The organism is Amycolatopsis sp. AA4 (assembly GCF_002796545.1).
Classification (GTDB): Bacteria; Actinomycetota; Actinomycetes; order Mycobacteriales; family Pseudonocardiaceae; genus Amycolatopsis.
On record NZ_CP024894.1, the window covers coordinates 6,100,763 to 6,115,446 of the forward strand.

Consider the following 14,684-nt stretch of genomic DNA (forward strand, 5'->3'; position numbering starts at 1 on the left):
GTACTTGCGGTTAACCCACACCGTGGATTAAATTGCGGTCCCGCCCTTCTCGGCTTGGAGGAACCCGTGGACCCGTTGGCCATTCCCGCGCCCGAAGTGCTGCGCGCCCGGCAAAAGGTCGTCCTCGACCACTTCCACGACGAGGTGCGCCAGGACTGGGACGACGTGCTCGCGACGTTCCCGCATCCGCACTACGAGATCGTCCCGACGATGACGGTGCACGACGGCGATGCCGCGGTGCGCGGCTACTACGACGAAACGCGCCGCGCTTTTCCCGATCAAGACCACGAAATCATCGCGCTGCGGCACAGCGCCGATGCGGTAATCGTGGAGTTCTGGCTGCTCGGCACGCATCGCGGCCCGCTCGGGAAGATCCCGCCGACCGGACAGCGGTTCCGCGTCCGGATGACCGCGTATTTCCTCTTCGACGCGGACGAACAGCTGGTGTGCGAACGCATTTACTTCGACACGCTCACCATGCTCCGCCAGCTGCTGCGCGCGTACGACGTCCGGAAACCCGCCTCGTGGCCCAAGCTCGTGCGCGCGGTGCGCGGGCTGCTGGCGATGTCCGGCGATCCGAATCCGCGGCTTTCCGATACCAGTCCGCCCGCTTTTTGTCGGTGACCCCGCGTACAGTCGGGCGCACACCACGGGAAGGGGGAACCGGTGTCCGACGACGCGGCCATGGGGCTTTACGGACTCACCAAACGGTTCGGGACCACGCTGGCGGCAGACGACGTGCGGCTGGAAGTGCCGAAGGGGTCGTTCTTCGGCCTCGTCGGCCCCAACGGAGCCGGGAAAACGACGTCGCTGTCGATGGCGGTCGGGCTGCTCCGGCCGGATTCCGGCGAGGCGCGCGTGTTCGGCGTGGACGTGTGGCGGGAACCGGAACGGGCGAAAAGCCTGATCGGCGTTCTTCCGGACGGATTGTCCATTCCGGAGCGGCTCACCGGGCGGGAACTGCTGACGTACATGGGCCTGCTGCGCGGGCTCGCGCCGGACACGGTCGCCGAACGCGCCCAGGAACTGCTCGGCGTGCTGGAGCTGACGGACGCCGAGCGCACGCTCGTCATCGACTATTCCGCGGGCATGCGCAAGAAGATCGGCCTCGCGACGGCGTTGCTGCACGGGCCGCGGCTGCTGGTGCTGGACGAGCCGTTCGAGGCGGTCGACCCGGTTTCGGCGTCGACGATCCGCACGATCCTGCAGCGGTTCGTCGCCTCCGGCGGGGCGGTGGTGCTGTCGAGCCACGTGATGGCGTTGGTGGAACAGCTGTGCAGCCACGTCGCGGTGATCACGCGCGGACGGGTCGTGGCCGCGGGCGCGGTGGCCGACGTACGGGGCGAAGGCACGCTGGAAGACGCGTTCGTGCACATCGTCGGCGGGCGGACCGGTGGAGCGGAGGGGCTGGCGTGGTTGGCGTCCTCGTCCGACTGAAGCTGCGGGTCCTGCGCAATTCGCTGCGCGGGCGGCAGATCGCCGGAATGATCGTCGGCGGCCTCGCCGGCCTGGTGGCGGCCCTGGTCACCATCGGCATCGCGGTGTTGCCCGCTCCGGAAGCGCGGATCACCGTCGACCTGCTCACCTCGGTCTACGCGGTGTGGATGGCGGGCTGGGTGCTCGCCCCGATCGCGACCGGCGGCGGGGACGACACGCTGCGGCCGGAACACTTCGCGCTGCTGCCGATCGGACGGCGCAAACTGGCGGTCGGGCTGCTCGCGGCGAGCTTCGTGGGCGTCACCGCGCTGGTGAGCCTGCTGGCGTTCCTCGGCTTGGTGTTCTACGGACTGCGGTTCGGCCCTGCCGCGGCGCTCGTCGGTCTCGTGTTCACCGTGCTGCAGCTGGCGTTCGTGGTGCTGCTGTACCGCGTGGTGATGGCCGCGCTGGGCGCGCTGCTGACGTCGCGCAAGGGCAAGGAACTCGGCATCATCCTGGTGGCGCTCACCGGGTTGTCCGGCGTCGCGGTGAACTACGTGATGAAGAACGTCGCCCCGGCGATCGTCAACGGCCAGATGCCCGGCTTCGTCAGCGTCATGCACGCGCTGCCGTCCGGCTGGGGCACGCTCGCGGTGCACGCCGCCGGGACCGGGGAATGGGGCACAGCCGGCGGCCTCTTCGCCGCTTTGCTCGGCGTAGTGGCGGTTCTGGTCCTGATCTGGGGTGCGCTGCTGGCCCGCCAGGTCACCACGCCGTCCTTCCGCGGCGCCTCCCGCACCCGCGCGAAGAGCAGCCGCACGCGACGCAGCCTGCTGCCTTCGACGCCGGTGGGCGCCGTGGCGCGCAAGGAACTGCACACCTGGTGGCGAGACGCCCGACGCCGCGTCGCCCTGATGTCGACGCTGCTGATCGGCTTCGTCATCACCGTCGTGCCGTCCCTGTCCGGCGGCGGCGACCGGTCGGCGATGCTGCCGTATTTCGGTGTCGCAGTAGTGCTTTTCGCGTCGATGCAGTCCGGCAACTTGTACGGAATGGACGGCAGCGCGCTATGGCACACGCTGGTCGTGCCCGGAGCCGAACGCGCCGACATCCGCGGCCGCCAACTGGCGTGGACGCTGATCGTCGCCCCGGTGGCCTTGGTGCTCGCGCTGGTCCTGCCTGGCGTCACCGGCGTACCGAGCGCGTACCCGTGGGTCCTCGGCCTGGTCCCGGCGACACTGGGCGCCGGCGCCGGGGTCTTGATGCTGCAATCGGTCTTCCTGGCCTTCCCGCTGCCGGATCAACGCCGCAGCGGCAGCCCGTGGTCGTCCGGCGGACGTCCCGGATGCGCTCGAGCCGCCCTGATGCTGGCGACCACGCTGCTCATCGTGGTCGGTGCGCTGCCGGTCGTGGCGCTGGGCGTGGCCGGAACACTGACGGACCTGCCGGTGCTGCAGTGGCTGGGCATCCCGGCCGGCATCGCGACCGGCCTCGCACTGGCGTGGTGGTGGGGTTCGCTCGCCCAGCAACGGCTGGTAGCGCGAGGTCCGGAGCTGCTGGCGACCGTCTCCAAAGAACGGTGACAGATTTTTCTCGCCGGTTTTCTCGCCGAGGTGTCGAATGGCGTCGCGCGCGTTCGTAGCCAGGGTAAGAGACCCCGCGTTTGAGGAGTTCGCCATGAAGCAGTACCTGCTGGCCGTCCAGGTCGACGAAGACACGCTGGAGACCGGCGAGGAACTGACCGCCCAGATGGCCCGCACCGGCAAGGTCACCGACGACATGAAAGCCGCCGGCGCCTGGGTCTTCGTCGGCGGTTTGCGCCGGTCGCACGCGACCACCGTGGTCCGCCCCGCGAACGGCGGCGTCACGATGACGGACGGCCCGTTCGCCGAAACGAAGGAGCAGCTGGGCGGTTTCTGGGTGATCCAATGCGCGGACCTGGACGAAGCCCTGTCGTGGGCGGACAAATGCGCCCACGCGTGCGGCCGCCCCATCGAAGTACGCCCGTTCGCCGAGGGCCCGGAGGACGCTGCGTGACGCTCGACGCGGTCTACCGAGCGGAGTACGGCCGCTGTGTCGCCACCCTGACCCGCCTCCTGGGCGACATCGGGCTGGCCGAGGAGGCGGTACAGGACGCCTTCGCCACCGCCGTCACCGCGTGGGCGGAGTCGCTGCCCGCCAATCCGGGCGCGTGGATCGTGACCACCGCCCGAAACCGCGCGATCGACCGCCTCCGCCGGGAATCCACCCGGGAGGCCCGGCACGCGCAAGCCCTGCTCCTCCACCAGCCCGACGAACCAGCAGAGGCGGGCCCCGTGCGCGACGACCAGTTGCGGATGATCTTCACCTGCTGCCACCCGGCGCTCTCCCCGCTCGCGCAGACCGCCCTGACCCTGCGTCTGCTGGGCGGCCTGGAAACCGCCGAGATCGCCCGCGCGTACCTGGTCCCGAACCGACGATCGCGCAACGCATCGTCCGCGCGAAGAAGAAGATCCGCGACGCGGGAATCCCGTACCGAGTCCCCGACGAGGCCGCGTTGCCGGACCGCCTGGCCTCCGTCCTGACCGTCCTGTACCTGGTCTTCAACGAGGGTTACACCTCGACCTCCGGCCCCTTGGTGCGGACAGACCTGTGTCTGGAAGCCGTCCGCCTGACCCGCGCCCTGGCCGACCTGATGCCGGACGAACCGGAAGTCCAGGGCCTGCTCGCCCTGCTCCTCCTGACCGAAGCCCGCCGCCCAGCCCGCGTGGATTCCTCCGGCAACCTGGTAGTGCTGACCGAACAGGACCGCTCCCTGTGGAACCCGGACCTGATCGCCGAAGGCCATGCCCTGGTACGGCAATGCCTGCGCCGCGGACAGCCCGGCCCGTACCAGCTGCAAGCCGCGATCAACGCCGTCCACACCGACGGCCCCGCAACCGATTGGCCCCAGGTGCTGGCCCTGTACGACCAGCTCCTGGTCCACACGCCGACCGCCGTCGTAGCCCTGAACCGCGCCGTCGCAGTAGCCGAAGTCCACGGCCCGGAACTGGCCCTGGCGTTGGTGGACGAGCTGGACCTGCCCGGATACCACCTGCTGCCCGCCACCCGAGCGGATCTCTTGTCCCGCTTGGGCCGCGCCGCCGAAGCCCGGGCGGCTTATACGGAGGCGATCGCGTTGGCTACCAACGAGACTGAGCGAGCCTTTCTGGAGAACCGGCGGTCGCGGCTCGCCGAGGATGGCTGAAGCTTTCTCGCCAGCTGCGGCAGCACCAGTCCCACCGAGCCACCTGCCACTGGCCGGTTCGGAGCTTTCCGCTCCCGCTCGCTCAGCCGCTGCGGCACGCGGCCGAGATTGGTGTGCCCGAGGACGCCGATCACGTTGCCTGGCACAGCCAAGCCTGCCCGTCAACGCACACCCGGGCTCGATTCGGCCGCGCTGTCCGCCTTCGCCACCAGACAGCAGCCACCGGCGAACCCGGCCCGTGCACCGACGCTGTCCGCCGGGACCGTCCGTCCGCCGCAGCACATCCGACGGCCAGCAACCCCATCCGGTTGGCCGATCCACCCGCCAGCCGCGCCACCCGCGGCAGCAGGAACGAGCACACCCGACGACCGAAACCGCTTGACCCATCCACCCGCCAGCCGCGCCACCCGCGGCAGCAGGAACGACCGCACCCGGCGACCGAACCCGCTTGGCCCATCCACCCGCCGAGTCCTGCCCCAGACACCGGCGCCGCTTCATTCCTGGCAGGGCGGAACCAGCCCGCCGAAGATCTGCGATTCCCGCAATTCCTCCGGCGAGCGGCCACGTGACGGCCCCCCGATCCCGGAGGAAAGCACCCCCTGCCGCGGCCAATCCGCCAGTGAGCGCGAGTCCGCCAGGGCCAGGCCTGTCGTCCGGCCCGGTGCGGCTCCGGACGCTGCGGACCACGGCGCGCGCTCCCGCGGCTTCCTGCCAACCGCCTGCAGCTCACCGTTGCTACCGGCTTAAGTCGGCCCGCCTAGCGATCGCCTGTCAACCAATCCTCGCCCATCACTCCCTTCTGCTTTCCCGTGCCAGCCGACCCGATCCTGCACTCAGGGAAGCGCCGCCAACGATTCCTCCAGCGCCGCGTCCGGAAGTTCGTTGTCCACCATCTCCCCCGCCAGATACGCGCCGTACGCGGGCAGGTCGAGGTGCGCGTGTCCGCAGAGCGCCGTCAGGATCACCTTTTCCTCGCCGGTCTCCTTGCAGCGCAACGCTTCTTGAATGCACGCGGCCAACGCGTGCGTCGGCTCGGGCGCGGGAATGATGCCTTCCGTGCGGGCGAACTGCACCCCGGCAGCGAAACATTCCTGCTGGCCGATCGCGAGCGCCTCGATGAGGCCCAGTTCGTAGATGTGCGAGATCAGCGGCGACATCCCGTGGTAGCGCAGGCCTCCGGCGTGGATCGGGTCCGGGATGAAGCCGTGGCCGAGCGTGTGCATTTTCAGCAGCGGCGTGAGGCCCGCAGTGTCGCCGAAGTCGTAGGCGTAGCGGCCGCGGGTGAGGGTCGGACACGCCGCCGGTTCGACCGCGCGGATCACCGGGTTCAGCCGGCCGGCCAGTTTTTCCCGCAGGAACGGGAAAGCCAGCCCGCCGAAGTTGGAGCCGCCGCCGGTGCAGCCGACGAGCACATCGGGAGTGTCGCCGGCCAGTTCGAACTGCCGCAGCGCTTCCTCGCCGATCACCGTCTGGTGCAGCAGCACGTGGTTGAGCACGCTGCCTAGCGCGTACCGCGCGCCCGGGTCCGCCGCGGCCTGCTCGACGGCCTCGCTGATCGCGATCCCGAGGCTGCCCGTCGACTGCGGGTTCTCCGCCAGGATCGCCCGGCCGGCGGCAGTGCGGTCCGATGGACTCGGGTACACCTGCGCGCCGAAGGTCTCCATCATCAGCTTGCGGTACGGCTTCTGGTCGTACGACGCCCGCACCTGCCAGACCTCGCAGGACAACCCGAACGTCGCGCACGCGAATGCTAGCGCGCTGCCCCACTGCCCGGCGCCGGTCTCGGTGGTGAGCCGCGTGACGCCCTCGGCCGCGTTGTAGAACGCCTGCGGCACAGCGGTGTTCGGCTTGTGCGAGCCGACCGGGCTGACGCCCTCGTACTTGTAGTAGATCCGGGCCGGGGTCCCGAGCGCCTTCTCCAGCCGGCGGGCGCGGTAGAGCGGGGACGGACGCCAGAGCCGGTAGACGTCCCGGACTTCCTCGGGGATGTCGAGGTAGCGCTCGGTGCTGACTTCCTGCTCGATGAGCGCCTGCGGGAACAGCGGAGCCAGGTCCGCGGGCCCGACGGGCTCGCGGGTTCCCGGGTGCAGCGGCGGAGGCGGCGGCTCGGGCAGGTCCGGCACCACGTTGTACCACTGCGTCGGGAGATCGGCCTCGTCCAGGATGTATTTCGTCCGTTCTGCCATGACGCCTCCTCGGTCCGCGGACCCCAACGTAAGCCGGGCGGCGGGAGAAGCCAAGCGCCGGAGCGCGCGAGGGGACCCCTCGCGCCGATAAAGCCGCAGGTCCACCCATGTGGGCGACCTGTCCACAATGGAGGGTGTGGCGGATTCTCCGGAAACGGTTTCCGGCGGGCGCCGGTTTTTGTCGGTGGGCGCCGGTAGGTTCGGTGGCATGGCGACATTGGTGACGTTCCACGCTCATCCCGACGACGAGGCGATCATGACGGGCGGCGTGATGCGCAAGGCGGCCGACGAAGGGCACCGGGTGGTGCTCGTGGTGGCCACGCGCGGAGAAAAGGGAGAGATCCCCGAGGGTCTGCTCGACGACGGCGAACAGCTCGCGGAACGCCGGGTGAAGGAGACGCACGCGGCGGCCGAGGTGCTGGGCGTCTCACGGGTGGAGTTCTTGGGATACCAGGACTCCGGCATGATGGGCGACCCGTCGAACGACGGCCCGGACACGTTCTGGAGCGCGCCGATCGAAGAAGCGGCGGAGCGGCTGGCGACGATCCTGCGCGAGGAGTCGGCCGACGTGCTGACGGTGTACGACGACTTCGGCGTCTACGGCCACCCGGACCACATCCAGGTCCACCGAGTCGGCGTGCGCGCGGCCGAACTCGCGGGCACGCCGCGGGTCTACCAAGGTTCGGCGAACCGCGACCAGATTCGCCGAGCCGCCGAAGCGCTGCGGGCAGCGGGCGAGGAAAGCGGTCCGGACGAGGAGATGATCATCGGCAAACCGGAAGCCGAGTTGACCGCCGAGGTAGACGTCACGGCATACCTGAAGGCGAAGCGGGCGGCGATGCGGGCGCACCGGAGCCAGATCAGCGAGGAGTCGTTCTTCCTGGCCCTGCCGGACGACAAGTTCGGCGAGGCGTTCGGGACGGAATGGTTCATCCGGGAGGGACAGGGACCGGGGGTGACGGAGACGGATCTGGTGAAGGGCCTCTGACCGGCTGGTGACCGGGCCGGGGTGAGCCGTAGTCGCTGGCGGAGTGCGCCAGCCGCGGCGGGCTTGGTGCTGGCTCCGTCGTGACCGGTCACCGACGGTGGTTGTGTCGTGGGCCGGAGGATGCGTGCGGACGGGCACTGGCATGCCACCGCGACGCGGACACGGCGAGGTCGCGCGCCAGGCAGGGCCTGGCCGTGAGCAGGTGCCGACGACCGGTTCCATGCCTGCAGGCAGACACGGCATCGGCCTGCCGCCGCAACGCAGGCCGGGCGAGATCGCGTGCCAGGCAGGGCCCTGACCATGAGCAGTTGTCGACGGCTGTTTCCATGCCTGAAGGAAGACATGGCATCGGCCTGCCACTGCGACGCAGACAGGGCGAAGTCGCGCGCCAGGCAGAGCCTCGCCGTGAGCAGACACCGACGGCCGTTTCCATGCCTGCAGGCGGGCACGGCATCGGCATGTCGCCGCGACGCGGGCAGGGCGAAGTGGGGTGCGAGCAGTGTGGGGAGTGGCAGGGCCTGTCCTGAGCAGCTACCCACGACCGTTCCCATGCGCGCGGGCAGGCACGGGCATCGGCAGGCCACCGCGACATAAACAGGGCAACGTCAGGTGCCAGCGGTGCGACCCGGCCTAGTCCTGAACAGTCACTGCCAGCCGCCGCGACGCAAGCTGGGCGAGGTCACGGGCCAGCGGCGTGGGGCATGGCCTAGTCCGAGCCGCCGCCGACGGCCGTTTGCGTGCGTCCGGCCTAACCCGGCTCGGGTTGACGTGGAGCGGGGGCACGCGGAAGTGTTCACAGCTCGCCGCAGGGCGTGCGTCGAGTTGCTTGCGCAGCATCACGCGGGAGCCGTTCCCCCCTCCCCAACCCGGGCCGAGGCCAGGCGGACTGCGTCCAGGATTTTCTCGTACCCGGTGCACCGGCAGAGGTTTCCTGCCAAAGCCTCCCGGATCTCCGGATCGGTGGGGGCGGCCACGCGGTGCACTAGTTCGTGTGCGGCGACGATCAACCCCGGCGTGCAGAAGCCGCATTGCACCGCTCCGGCGTCGATGAAGGATTGCTGTACCGCGTCCAGTTGGTCACCGTTCGCTAGGCCTTCTACGGTGCGGACTTCCCTGCCCTCGGCTTGGCCTGCGGCGACCAGGCAGGAGCACACTGGCGTACCGTCCAAATACACCGTGCACGAACCGCATTCGCCTTGTTCGCAGGCGTTCTTCGAGCCGGGCAGGCCGAGTTGGTCGCGCAGGACGAAGAGGAGGCTCTGGCCCTCCCAAACGTCGTCGACGGTGCGCGGTTCGTCATTGACAGTGAGGTTCAGGCGCATTTCGGCTGCCCGCCTTTCCGATAGTCTTCCCAGGCCCAGCTCAACGTCCGGCGGGCCAGTACGGCGATCGCGTGCATGCGGTAGTCGGCGCTGCCCCGGACGTCGTCGATCGGGGACGCGGCGCTCGCGGCCAGTTCGCCGAAGCGGCGCACGACGGGGTCCGGCAGCGGGGAGCGGGAGGTCCACGCGTCGGCCAGGGCGTCGCGGAGGAAGTCTTCGGCGGCGGTGGCTCGGCGCGGGGTCGGGGCGGCCGAACCGACTGCCGCGCCTACCCAACCCGTCTCGGGAGCGAGGTCCAGGGCGAAGGAGCACACTGCGATGACCATCGCGTTGCGGGTCCCGACTTTCGCGAACTGTTGCGGGCCGGTCGCGACCGGGAGGTGGATGGCGGCGATCAGCTCGTCCGGAGCCAGTGCGTTGCGTTTGACGCCTTGGTAGAACTCGGTCGCGGGAATCATCCGGGTGCCGCGGACCGACGCGGCCTCGATGGTCGCGTTGCAGGCCAGGAGCATGGGGTGGGTGTCACCGGCGGGCGAAGCCGCTCCTAAGTTTCCGCCGACGGTGCCTCGGTTGCGGATTTGCGGGGAGCCGACGGTGCGGCTCGCCATCGCCAGGCCGGGGAGGCGGGTGCCCAGTTCGGTGATGATGCGCGTGTACGACACGCCTGCGCCCAGGCGGATTCGACCGTCCTTCTCCGTCCATTCGGTCAGGTCGGCGACGCGGGTGAGGTCGAGCAGGGCAGGCGGGCGGCGGTGGTCGAAGTTGAGTTCGACCAGGACGTCGGTGCCGCCCGCCAACGGGACGGCGTCCGGGCGGGCGGACTTGGCGGCCAGGGCTTCGGCCCAGGTCGACGGGCTCAGGAAATCCACGGGGAGCACCTCCGGGAGGCGGGCTGCCGGTCAGGGACGGGTACGAAAAAGACTGGCCGACGCTCACGAAGCGGCGCGGCCCCCGGCCAGAGCGATGTCGTCCGGCCGGATGGGCGCGTTCGGCAGCGGCAAGCCGGTCGCGGAGCGGAGGGCGTTCAGGATCGCGGGAGTCGAGGACAGCGTCGGCGGCTCCCCCACGCCGTTCAACCCGTACGGCGAGTCCGGGTGCGGGAATTCGAACAGGCTGATCGGCATCGGCGGGACGTCCAGCACCGTGGGGATCAGGTAGTCCGTGAAGGACGGGTTCCGCACCCGGCCCTCGCGGTCGACCAGGATTTCCTCCATCAACGCCAACCCCAGGCCCTGGACGCTGCCGCCTTCGATCTGCCCTTCCACGGCGAGCGGGTTCATCGCCTTGCCGACGTCCTGCGCGGTCGCCAGTTCGACCACCTTCACCAAACCCAGTTCGACGTCCACGTCCACCACCGCTCGATGGGCAGCGAAGGCGAACGCGATGTGTGCGTTGCCCTGCCCGGTTTCCGGGTCGATGCCTTGGGTCGGACGGTGGTGGTATTCGAAGGTGTGCTCAAGCGTGTCCGAACCCAGCACGTCGGCGATGGAGCACACTGGGCGTCCGACGCTGTCCAGGACTTGGTCGTTGCCCAACGAAACGCCCGAACCGCGGCGCAGGAGTTCGCGGGCGAGGTAGCGGCAGGCACCCTGCACAGCGCCGGTCGACATCCACGTCATGCGGGAAGCGGATGCGGAACCTGCGTCGCCGACCTGGGTGTCGGCGGGGAGGACGACTACCCGGGAGACGCCCAATTCCGTGCTCGCCACCTGCGCCTGCACCGTGGTGACGCCTTGTCCGCATTCCGCGGCGGCGGTGTGCACCGAGACGACCGGGGCGCCGTTCACGACGGACAAGGCGACCCTGGCCGTCGAGATGTCGTCGACGCCTCCCGAGTAGCCGATCGCTTTCACCCCGACCGCGTAGCCGACTCCGCGACGCACCCCCTCGCCGTGCGTCGTGTTGGCGGCTCCGCCAGGCAGGGAAAGCAAATCCAGAGAACCGGCTGGCGGCAGCGGCCGGTCCCGGAGGGCTTGCAGCAGTTCCGCGACGGGAGCGGGACCGTCGACGGCTTGCCCGGTGGGCAGGACAGTACCGGTGGTCATGGCGTTGCGGAGGCGCAATTCCATCGGGTCCATGCCCAACGCCTGCGCCAGTTTGTCCATATTGGACTCGCACCCGTAGGCCGATTGGACGGCGCCGAAGCCGCGCATCGCACCGCAGGGCGGGTTGTTGGTGAACACCGCCAGGCCGTCGATTTCGGCGTTCGGGACGTCGTATGCGCCGGTGACGAAGTAACACGCGTTGGCGATGACCACCGGCGAAGTTGAAGTGTAGGCACCACCGTCCAAAACCAGGCGGGCTTTGACGTAGACCAAGCGGCCGTCCTTGGTCGCGCCGTGTTCGTAGCGCATCTTGGCCGGATGGCGGTGCACGTGACCGAAGAAGGATTCGTAGCGGTTGTACGACATCTTCACCGGACGGCCGAGGCGCAGGGCGAGCATGCAGGCGTGCACGTGGACGGAGAGGTCTTCTCGTCCGCCGAAGGCACCGCCCACGCCGGCCAGGGTCAGGCGCACTTTTTCCGGCGGCAGACCAAGGCAAGGAGCCAATTGCTCCAGGTCTTTGTGCAGCCACTGCGAGGAAACGTAAAGTTCGACGCCGCCGTCTTCGGAAGGAATCGCCAGGCCGGATTCCGGACCAAGGAAAGCCTGGTCCTGCATGCCGACTTCGTACTCGCCGGTGACCACGACCTCCGCCTCGGCGCGGGCTTTCACCATGTCCCCGTGGCGGATTTTCACGTGCCGGACCAGGTTTCCGTCCGGATGGACGGGGCGGACGCCCTCGTCCAGCACCGTCATCGGGTCGGTGACCGGGGTCAGCGGTTCGTACTCGACGACGATCAGTTTCGCCGCCTGGCGGGCGGTTTCCGGATCGTCGGCGGCGACCAGCGCCACCGGTTCGCCGTGGTAGCGGACCTCGTCGACGGCGAGGACCGGCTGGTCGGCGGTTTTCATTCCGTACGTCTTCGCACCGGGCACGTCCTCGTGGGTGAGCACGGCGTGCACCCCAGGCTGGGCGAGCGCCTTGCTCGTGTCAATGGACCGGATCCGCGCGGCCGCGTACGGGCTGCGCAGCGTGGTCGCCCAGACCATGCCCTCGATCCACAGATCCGACGAATAGGCGAACCGGCCGGTCACCTTGGCGGCGCCGTCCGGCCGGAGGGCGCTTTCGCCCACCCCGGCGGCTTTCCCGGTTTCCGCGGCGCGTACCAGCGAGTCCACAGTGACCACCAGCTTTCCTGCTTAGCCGACCCACGGGAGTCAACACGTGTAGATCGGGACTGTCAACGGCTCTTCGGGTATCGTCTGGCGCATGCAGCGGGTCACCCGGGACGACGTCGCGCGGCTGGCGGGCACCTCGCCGGCCGTGGTCAGCTACGTGCTCAACAACGGCCCGCGGCCGGTCGCGCCCGCCACGCGCGAGCGGGTCGAACGGGCGATCGCCGAACTCGGGTACCGGCCGAATCTCGTCGCGAGGGCGCTGCGGTCCACGCGCAGCAACGTGCTCGGACTGGTCGTGCCGGACAGCAGCGAGGGCTACTTCACCCAGCTCACCCACGCGGTCGAGCGGGCCGCGTTCGCGCGTGGATCCCTGGTGCTGCTGGGGAATTCGGCGTTCTCCCGGGAACAGGAGCTGCGGTACGCCGAATCACTGGCGAACATGCGCGTGGACGGCCTGCTGCTGGTGCGCGCCGAGATCGCCGGGGCGGCCGCGACGCACTCCACTTTGGACGTTCCGGTCGTCTACCTGCACCACCACGCGCCGTCCGGCAGCGCGGCGCCGTCCGTCGTGCTGGACAACAAGGCCGGCGGGCGGATGACCACCGAGCACCTGCTCGGGCACGGCTACCGCGAGATCGGCTGTCTCACCGGCACCGCGCGGTCCGGTCCGGTGGCCGATCGGGCGCGGGGCTGGGCCGAGGCGATGCGGACGGCGAAAAGGAGCGCGGCCAACGTCGTCCGCACCGGCCTGGATCGGCACGCCGCACGGGCGGACATCCGGGGGTGGCTGCAGTCTCCCGAGCGGCCGCGCGCGATCATGGCGACGGCGGACGGGCTGGCGCTCGACACCCTCACGGTGGCGGCGGAACTCGGCTTGAAAGTCCCGAAAGACCTTGCCGTGATGGGCTTCGGCGGCACCGACGCCGCCGCGCACAGCTGGCCGCCGCTGTCCACCGCCGGGCATTCCTTCGACGAGTTCGCCGACGCCGCGGTGTCCACTCTGGATCAGCTAAGGGAGAACGCCCAGCCGGAAGACCGGATCCTCGACGTCCGCCTGACCGCGCGCGCCAGCTGCGGGTGCGACTGACCCCGCAGCCAGCGCGAACGAATCAGGAGTTGGCGGCCTCTGCCCACGCCGACGGCGTGTAGCCGAGGTAATGCGACGCGTGCGTATTCGCCGCGGAGGCCTGCGGAATGTCCCCGCGCAAATACGCTTCCGCTTCCGCCTTGTCCTTCGGCGGCGGCGTCGGCGCGAGGCCGAGCAGCTTGGCCATGTTGTTGCCGAGGTAGCCCTCCAGGTCGTCCTCGGACAGATTCAGGCCCTGCGGCGGCTGGTGGCACAGCACTTCCAGCTCGCGCGCCCACATGCCGGGCTCGTTCGGCGGCGAATCGGTGCCGAAGACCAGGTCGCTCTTCTTCATCTCCTTGGCGAATTCGACGATCCGCGACTGCAGCAGCCAGCCCGATTCGCCGATCACGTTCGGCGAGTCCTGGATCATCCAGAACGCCTCGAAACAGTAGACGCCGCCGGTCTGGATGCCGAAATGGCCGAGAATGAACGTGACGTTCGGGAATTCGCGGATGATCGGGTAGAACTGGGTCGGGATCGAGTACGGCCCGTCCCCGGTGTGGATCAGCACGATCACGCCGAGCTCGTCGCACACGCGCATCACCGGCCGCAGCCAGTCGAGTGCCCGGTCCGGGCGGTAGGAGTGCATGTTCGCGTGCAGCTTCAGCATTTTGTAGCCGTATTCCTTCACGTGGAAGGCCAGCTCCGCCGCGCCGTTTTCCGGCCCGAACCGCGGGTTGTACATGAAGTTGCCGACGAACCGGTCCGGGTACTGCTGCACCAGCGAGGTCACGTACGCCTGGTATTCGCGGATTCCTTCGCGGCCGGTTTTGTTGCCCTCGCGCCAGGTCGTGTTCCCCGGAGGCGGCATGATGCAGCTGACGTCCACGCGCCGCGGCTTGCCGTTGATCCAGAATGGACCGTCCATCATCTCCAGCGTGCGCTCGCCGGTGAACGGGGTTCCGGTGTGCCGCCAGGCTTCGTCGACGAGATTCGTCGGATGGACATGGGTATCGATAATCACCGGATGTCTCCTTACGCAAGACTTGAGTAAAGGACTCCCCGGCCGCGCTTCACCGCACCTACGGGACCCGGAAGCGCGATCCGCGCTCCGGCGCAACCGAGTCCAGCACCTTCGCTGCCCGCTGTCAACACATGATCGCCGGATGCGTTGCGCGGCAAGACTTTTCCGAAGCGCGCTCTTGACACCGGCCGCCGGAGGGCTTTGCATTGAACGACCCGGCGGTGCTGCC

The 14,684-nt window shown here is 69.3% G+C and carries 11 protein-coding genes and 1 pseudogene; 7 read left to right on the forward strand and 5 right to left on the reverse strand.

Features of this window, described 5'->3' with window-relative positions:
- The first annotated feature begins 66 nt into the window (after positions 1 to 66).
- From CU254_RS28235 to CU254_RS28255, 5 genes and pseudogenes are all read left to right on the forward strand, one after another.
- On the forward strand, positions 67 to 624 hold the full coding sequence (locus tag CU254_RS28235; protein ID WP_009081522.1) for an ester cyclase: 558 nt from the start codon (positions 67 to 69) through the stop codon (positions 622 to 624).
- A gap of 42 nt (positions 625 to 666) precedes the next feature.
- Positions 667 to 1,437, forward strand: a complete 771-nt coding sequence (locus tag CU254_RS28240; protein WP_009081524.1) for an ABC transporter ATP-binding protein — start codon at positions 667 to 669, stop codon at positions 1,435 to 1,437.
- Positions 1,413 to 2,999 (forward strand): hypothetical protein, encoded by a 1,587-nt coding sequence (locus CU254_RS28245; RefSeq protein WP_009081526.1) that lies wholly within the window; start codon positions 1,413 to 1,415, stop codon positions 2,997 to 2,999. The genes CU254_RS28240 and CU254_RS28245 overlap by 25 nt, the downstream gene beginning before the upstream one ends.
- 94 nt (positions 3,000 to 3,093) lie before the next feature.
- Positions 3,094 to 3,453 (forward strand): YciI family protein, encoded by a 360-nt coding sequence (locus CU254_RS28250; RefSeq protein ID WP_037715090.1) that lies wholly within the window; start codon positions 3,094 to 3,096, stop codon positions 3,451 to 3,453.
- Positions 3,450 to 4,642: pseudogene (locus tag CU254_RS28255) on the forward strand (RNA polymerase sigma factor). Before CU254_RS28250 ends, CU254_RS28255 begins: the two are co-directional and overlap by 4 nt.
- Before the next feature lie 833 nt (positions 4,643 to 5,475).
- On the opposite strand, the gene CU254_RS28260 reads toward CU254_RS28255, so the two are convergent.
- Positions 5,476 to 6,828 (reverse strand): TrpB-like pyridoxal phosphate-dependent enzyme, encoded by a 1,353-nt coding sequence (locus tag CU254_RS28260; protein WP_009081531.1) that lies wholly within the window; start codon positions 6,826 to 6,828, stop codon positions 5,476 to 5,478.
- A 208-nt stretch (positions 6,829 to 7,036) separates the two neighbouring features.
- On the opposite strand from CU254_RS28260, the gene CU254_RS28265 reads away from it, so the two are divergent.
- Entirely contained in the window at positions 7,037 to 7,816 is a 780-nt protein-coding gene (locus tag CU254_RS28265) for a PIG-L family deacetylase (RefSeq protein ID WP_009081532.1), read from the forward strand.
- An 836-nt stretch (positions 7,817 to 8,652) separates the two neighbouring features.
- On the opposite strand, the gene CU254_RS28270 is transcribed toward CU254_RS28265, so the two are convergent.
- The 3 genes from CU254_RS28270 to pucD all read right to left on the reverse strand — a co-directional run bounded on the left by CU254_RS28270 (position 8,653) and on the right by pucD (position 12,371).
- Complete coding sequence (locus tag CU254_RS28270; protein WP_009081535.1) at positions 8,653 to 9,138, reverse strand: (2Fe-2S)-binding protein; 486 nt, start codon at positions 9,136 to 9,138, stop codon at positions 8,653 to 8,655.
- Positions 9,129 to 10,007, reverse strand: a complete 879-nt coding sequence (locus tag CU254_RS28275; RefSeq protein WP_009081536.1) for a xanthine dehydrogenase family protein subunit M — start codon at positions 10,005 to 10,007, stop codon at positions 9,129 to 9,131. The genes CU254_RS28270 and CU254_RS28275 overlap by 10 nt, the downstream gene beginning before the upstream one ends.
- Positions 10,008 to 10,070: 63 nt before the next feature.
- Positions 10,071 to 12,371 carry a xanthine dehydrogenase subunit D gene (gene pucD, locus CU254_RS28280; RefSeq protein WP_100266903.1) on the reverse strand — a complete coding sequence of 767 codons (2,301 nt, stop codon included), beginning with the start codon at positions 12,369 to 12,371 and terminating at the stop codon, positions 10,071 to 10,073.
- Positions 12,372 to 12,453: 82 nt separating this feature from the next.
- On the opposite strand from pucD, the gene CU254_RS28285 reads away from it, so the two are divergent.
- Positions 12,454 to 13,449: a LacI family DNA-binding transcriptional regulator gene (locus tag CU254_RS28285; protein ID WP_009081540.1), complete on the forward strand. Its 996-nt coding sequence runs from the start codon at positions 12,454 to 12,456 to the stop codon at positions 13,447 to 13,449.
- Positions 13,450 to 13,471: 22 nt separating this feature from the next.
- Here the strand turns inward: CU254_RS28285 and CU254_RS28290 are convergent, their stop codons facing one another.
- Positions 13,472 to 14,455: an amidohydrolase family protein gene (locus CU254_RS28290; protein ID WP_009081542.1), complete on the reverse strand. Its 984-nt coding sequence runs from the start codon at positions 14,453 to 14,455 to the stop codon at positions 13,472 to 13,474.
- Positions 14,456 to 14,684: the final 229 nt, after the last annotated feature.

What these genes read in the sequence shown, in the direction of transcription:
- CU254_RS28250 (WP_037715090.1), top strand. Translation starts at nt 3,094, where the DNA reads ATGAAGCAGTACCTGCTGGCCGTCCAGGTCGACGAAGACACGCTGGAG.
- CU254_RS28260 (WP_009081531.1), bottom strand. Translation starts at nt 6,828, where the DNA reads ATGGCAGAACGGACGAAATACATCCTGGACGAGGCCGATCTCCCGACG.
- CU254_RS28265 (WP_009081532.1), top strand. Translation starts at nt 7,037, where the DNA reads ATGGCGACATTGGTGACGTTCCACGCTCATCCCGACGACGAGGCGATC.
- CU254_RS28270 (WP_009081535.1), bottom strand. Translation starts at nt 9,138, where the DNA reads ATGCGCCTGAACCTCACTGTCAATGACGAACCGCGCACCGTCGACGAC.
- CU254_RS28285 (WP_009081540.1), top strand. Translation starts at nt 12,454, where the DNA reads ATGCAGCGGGTCACCCGGGACGACGTCGCGCGGCTGGCGGGCACCTCG.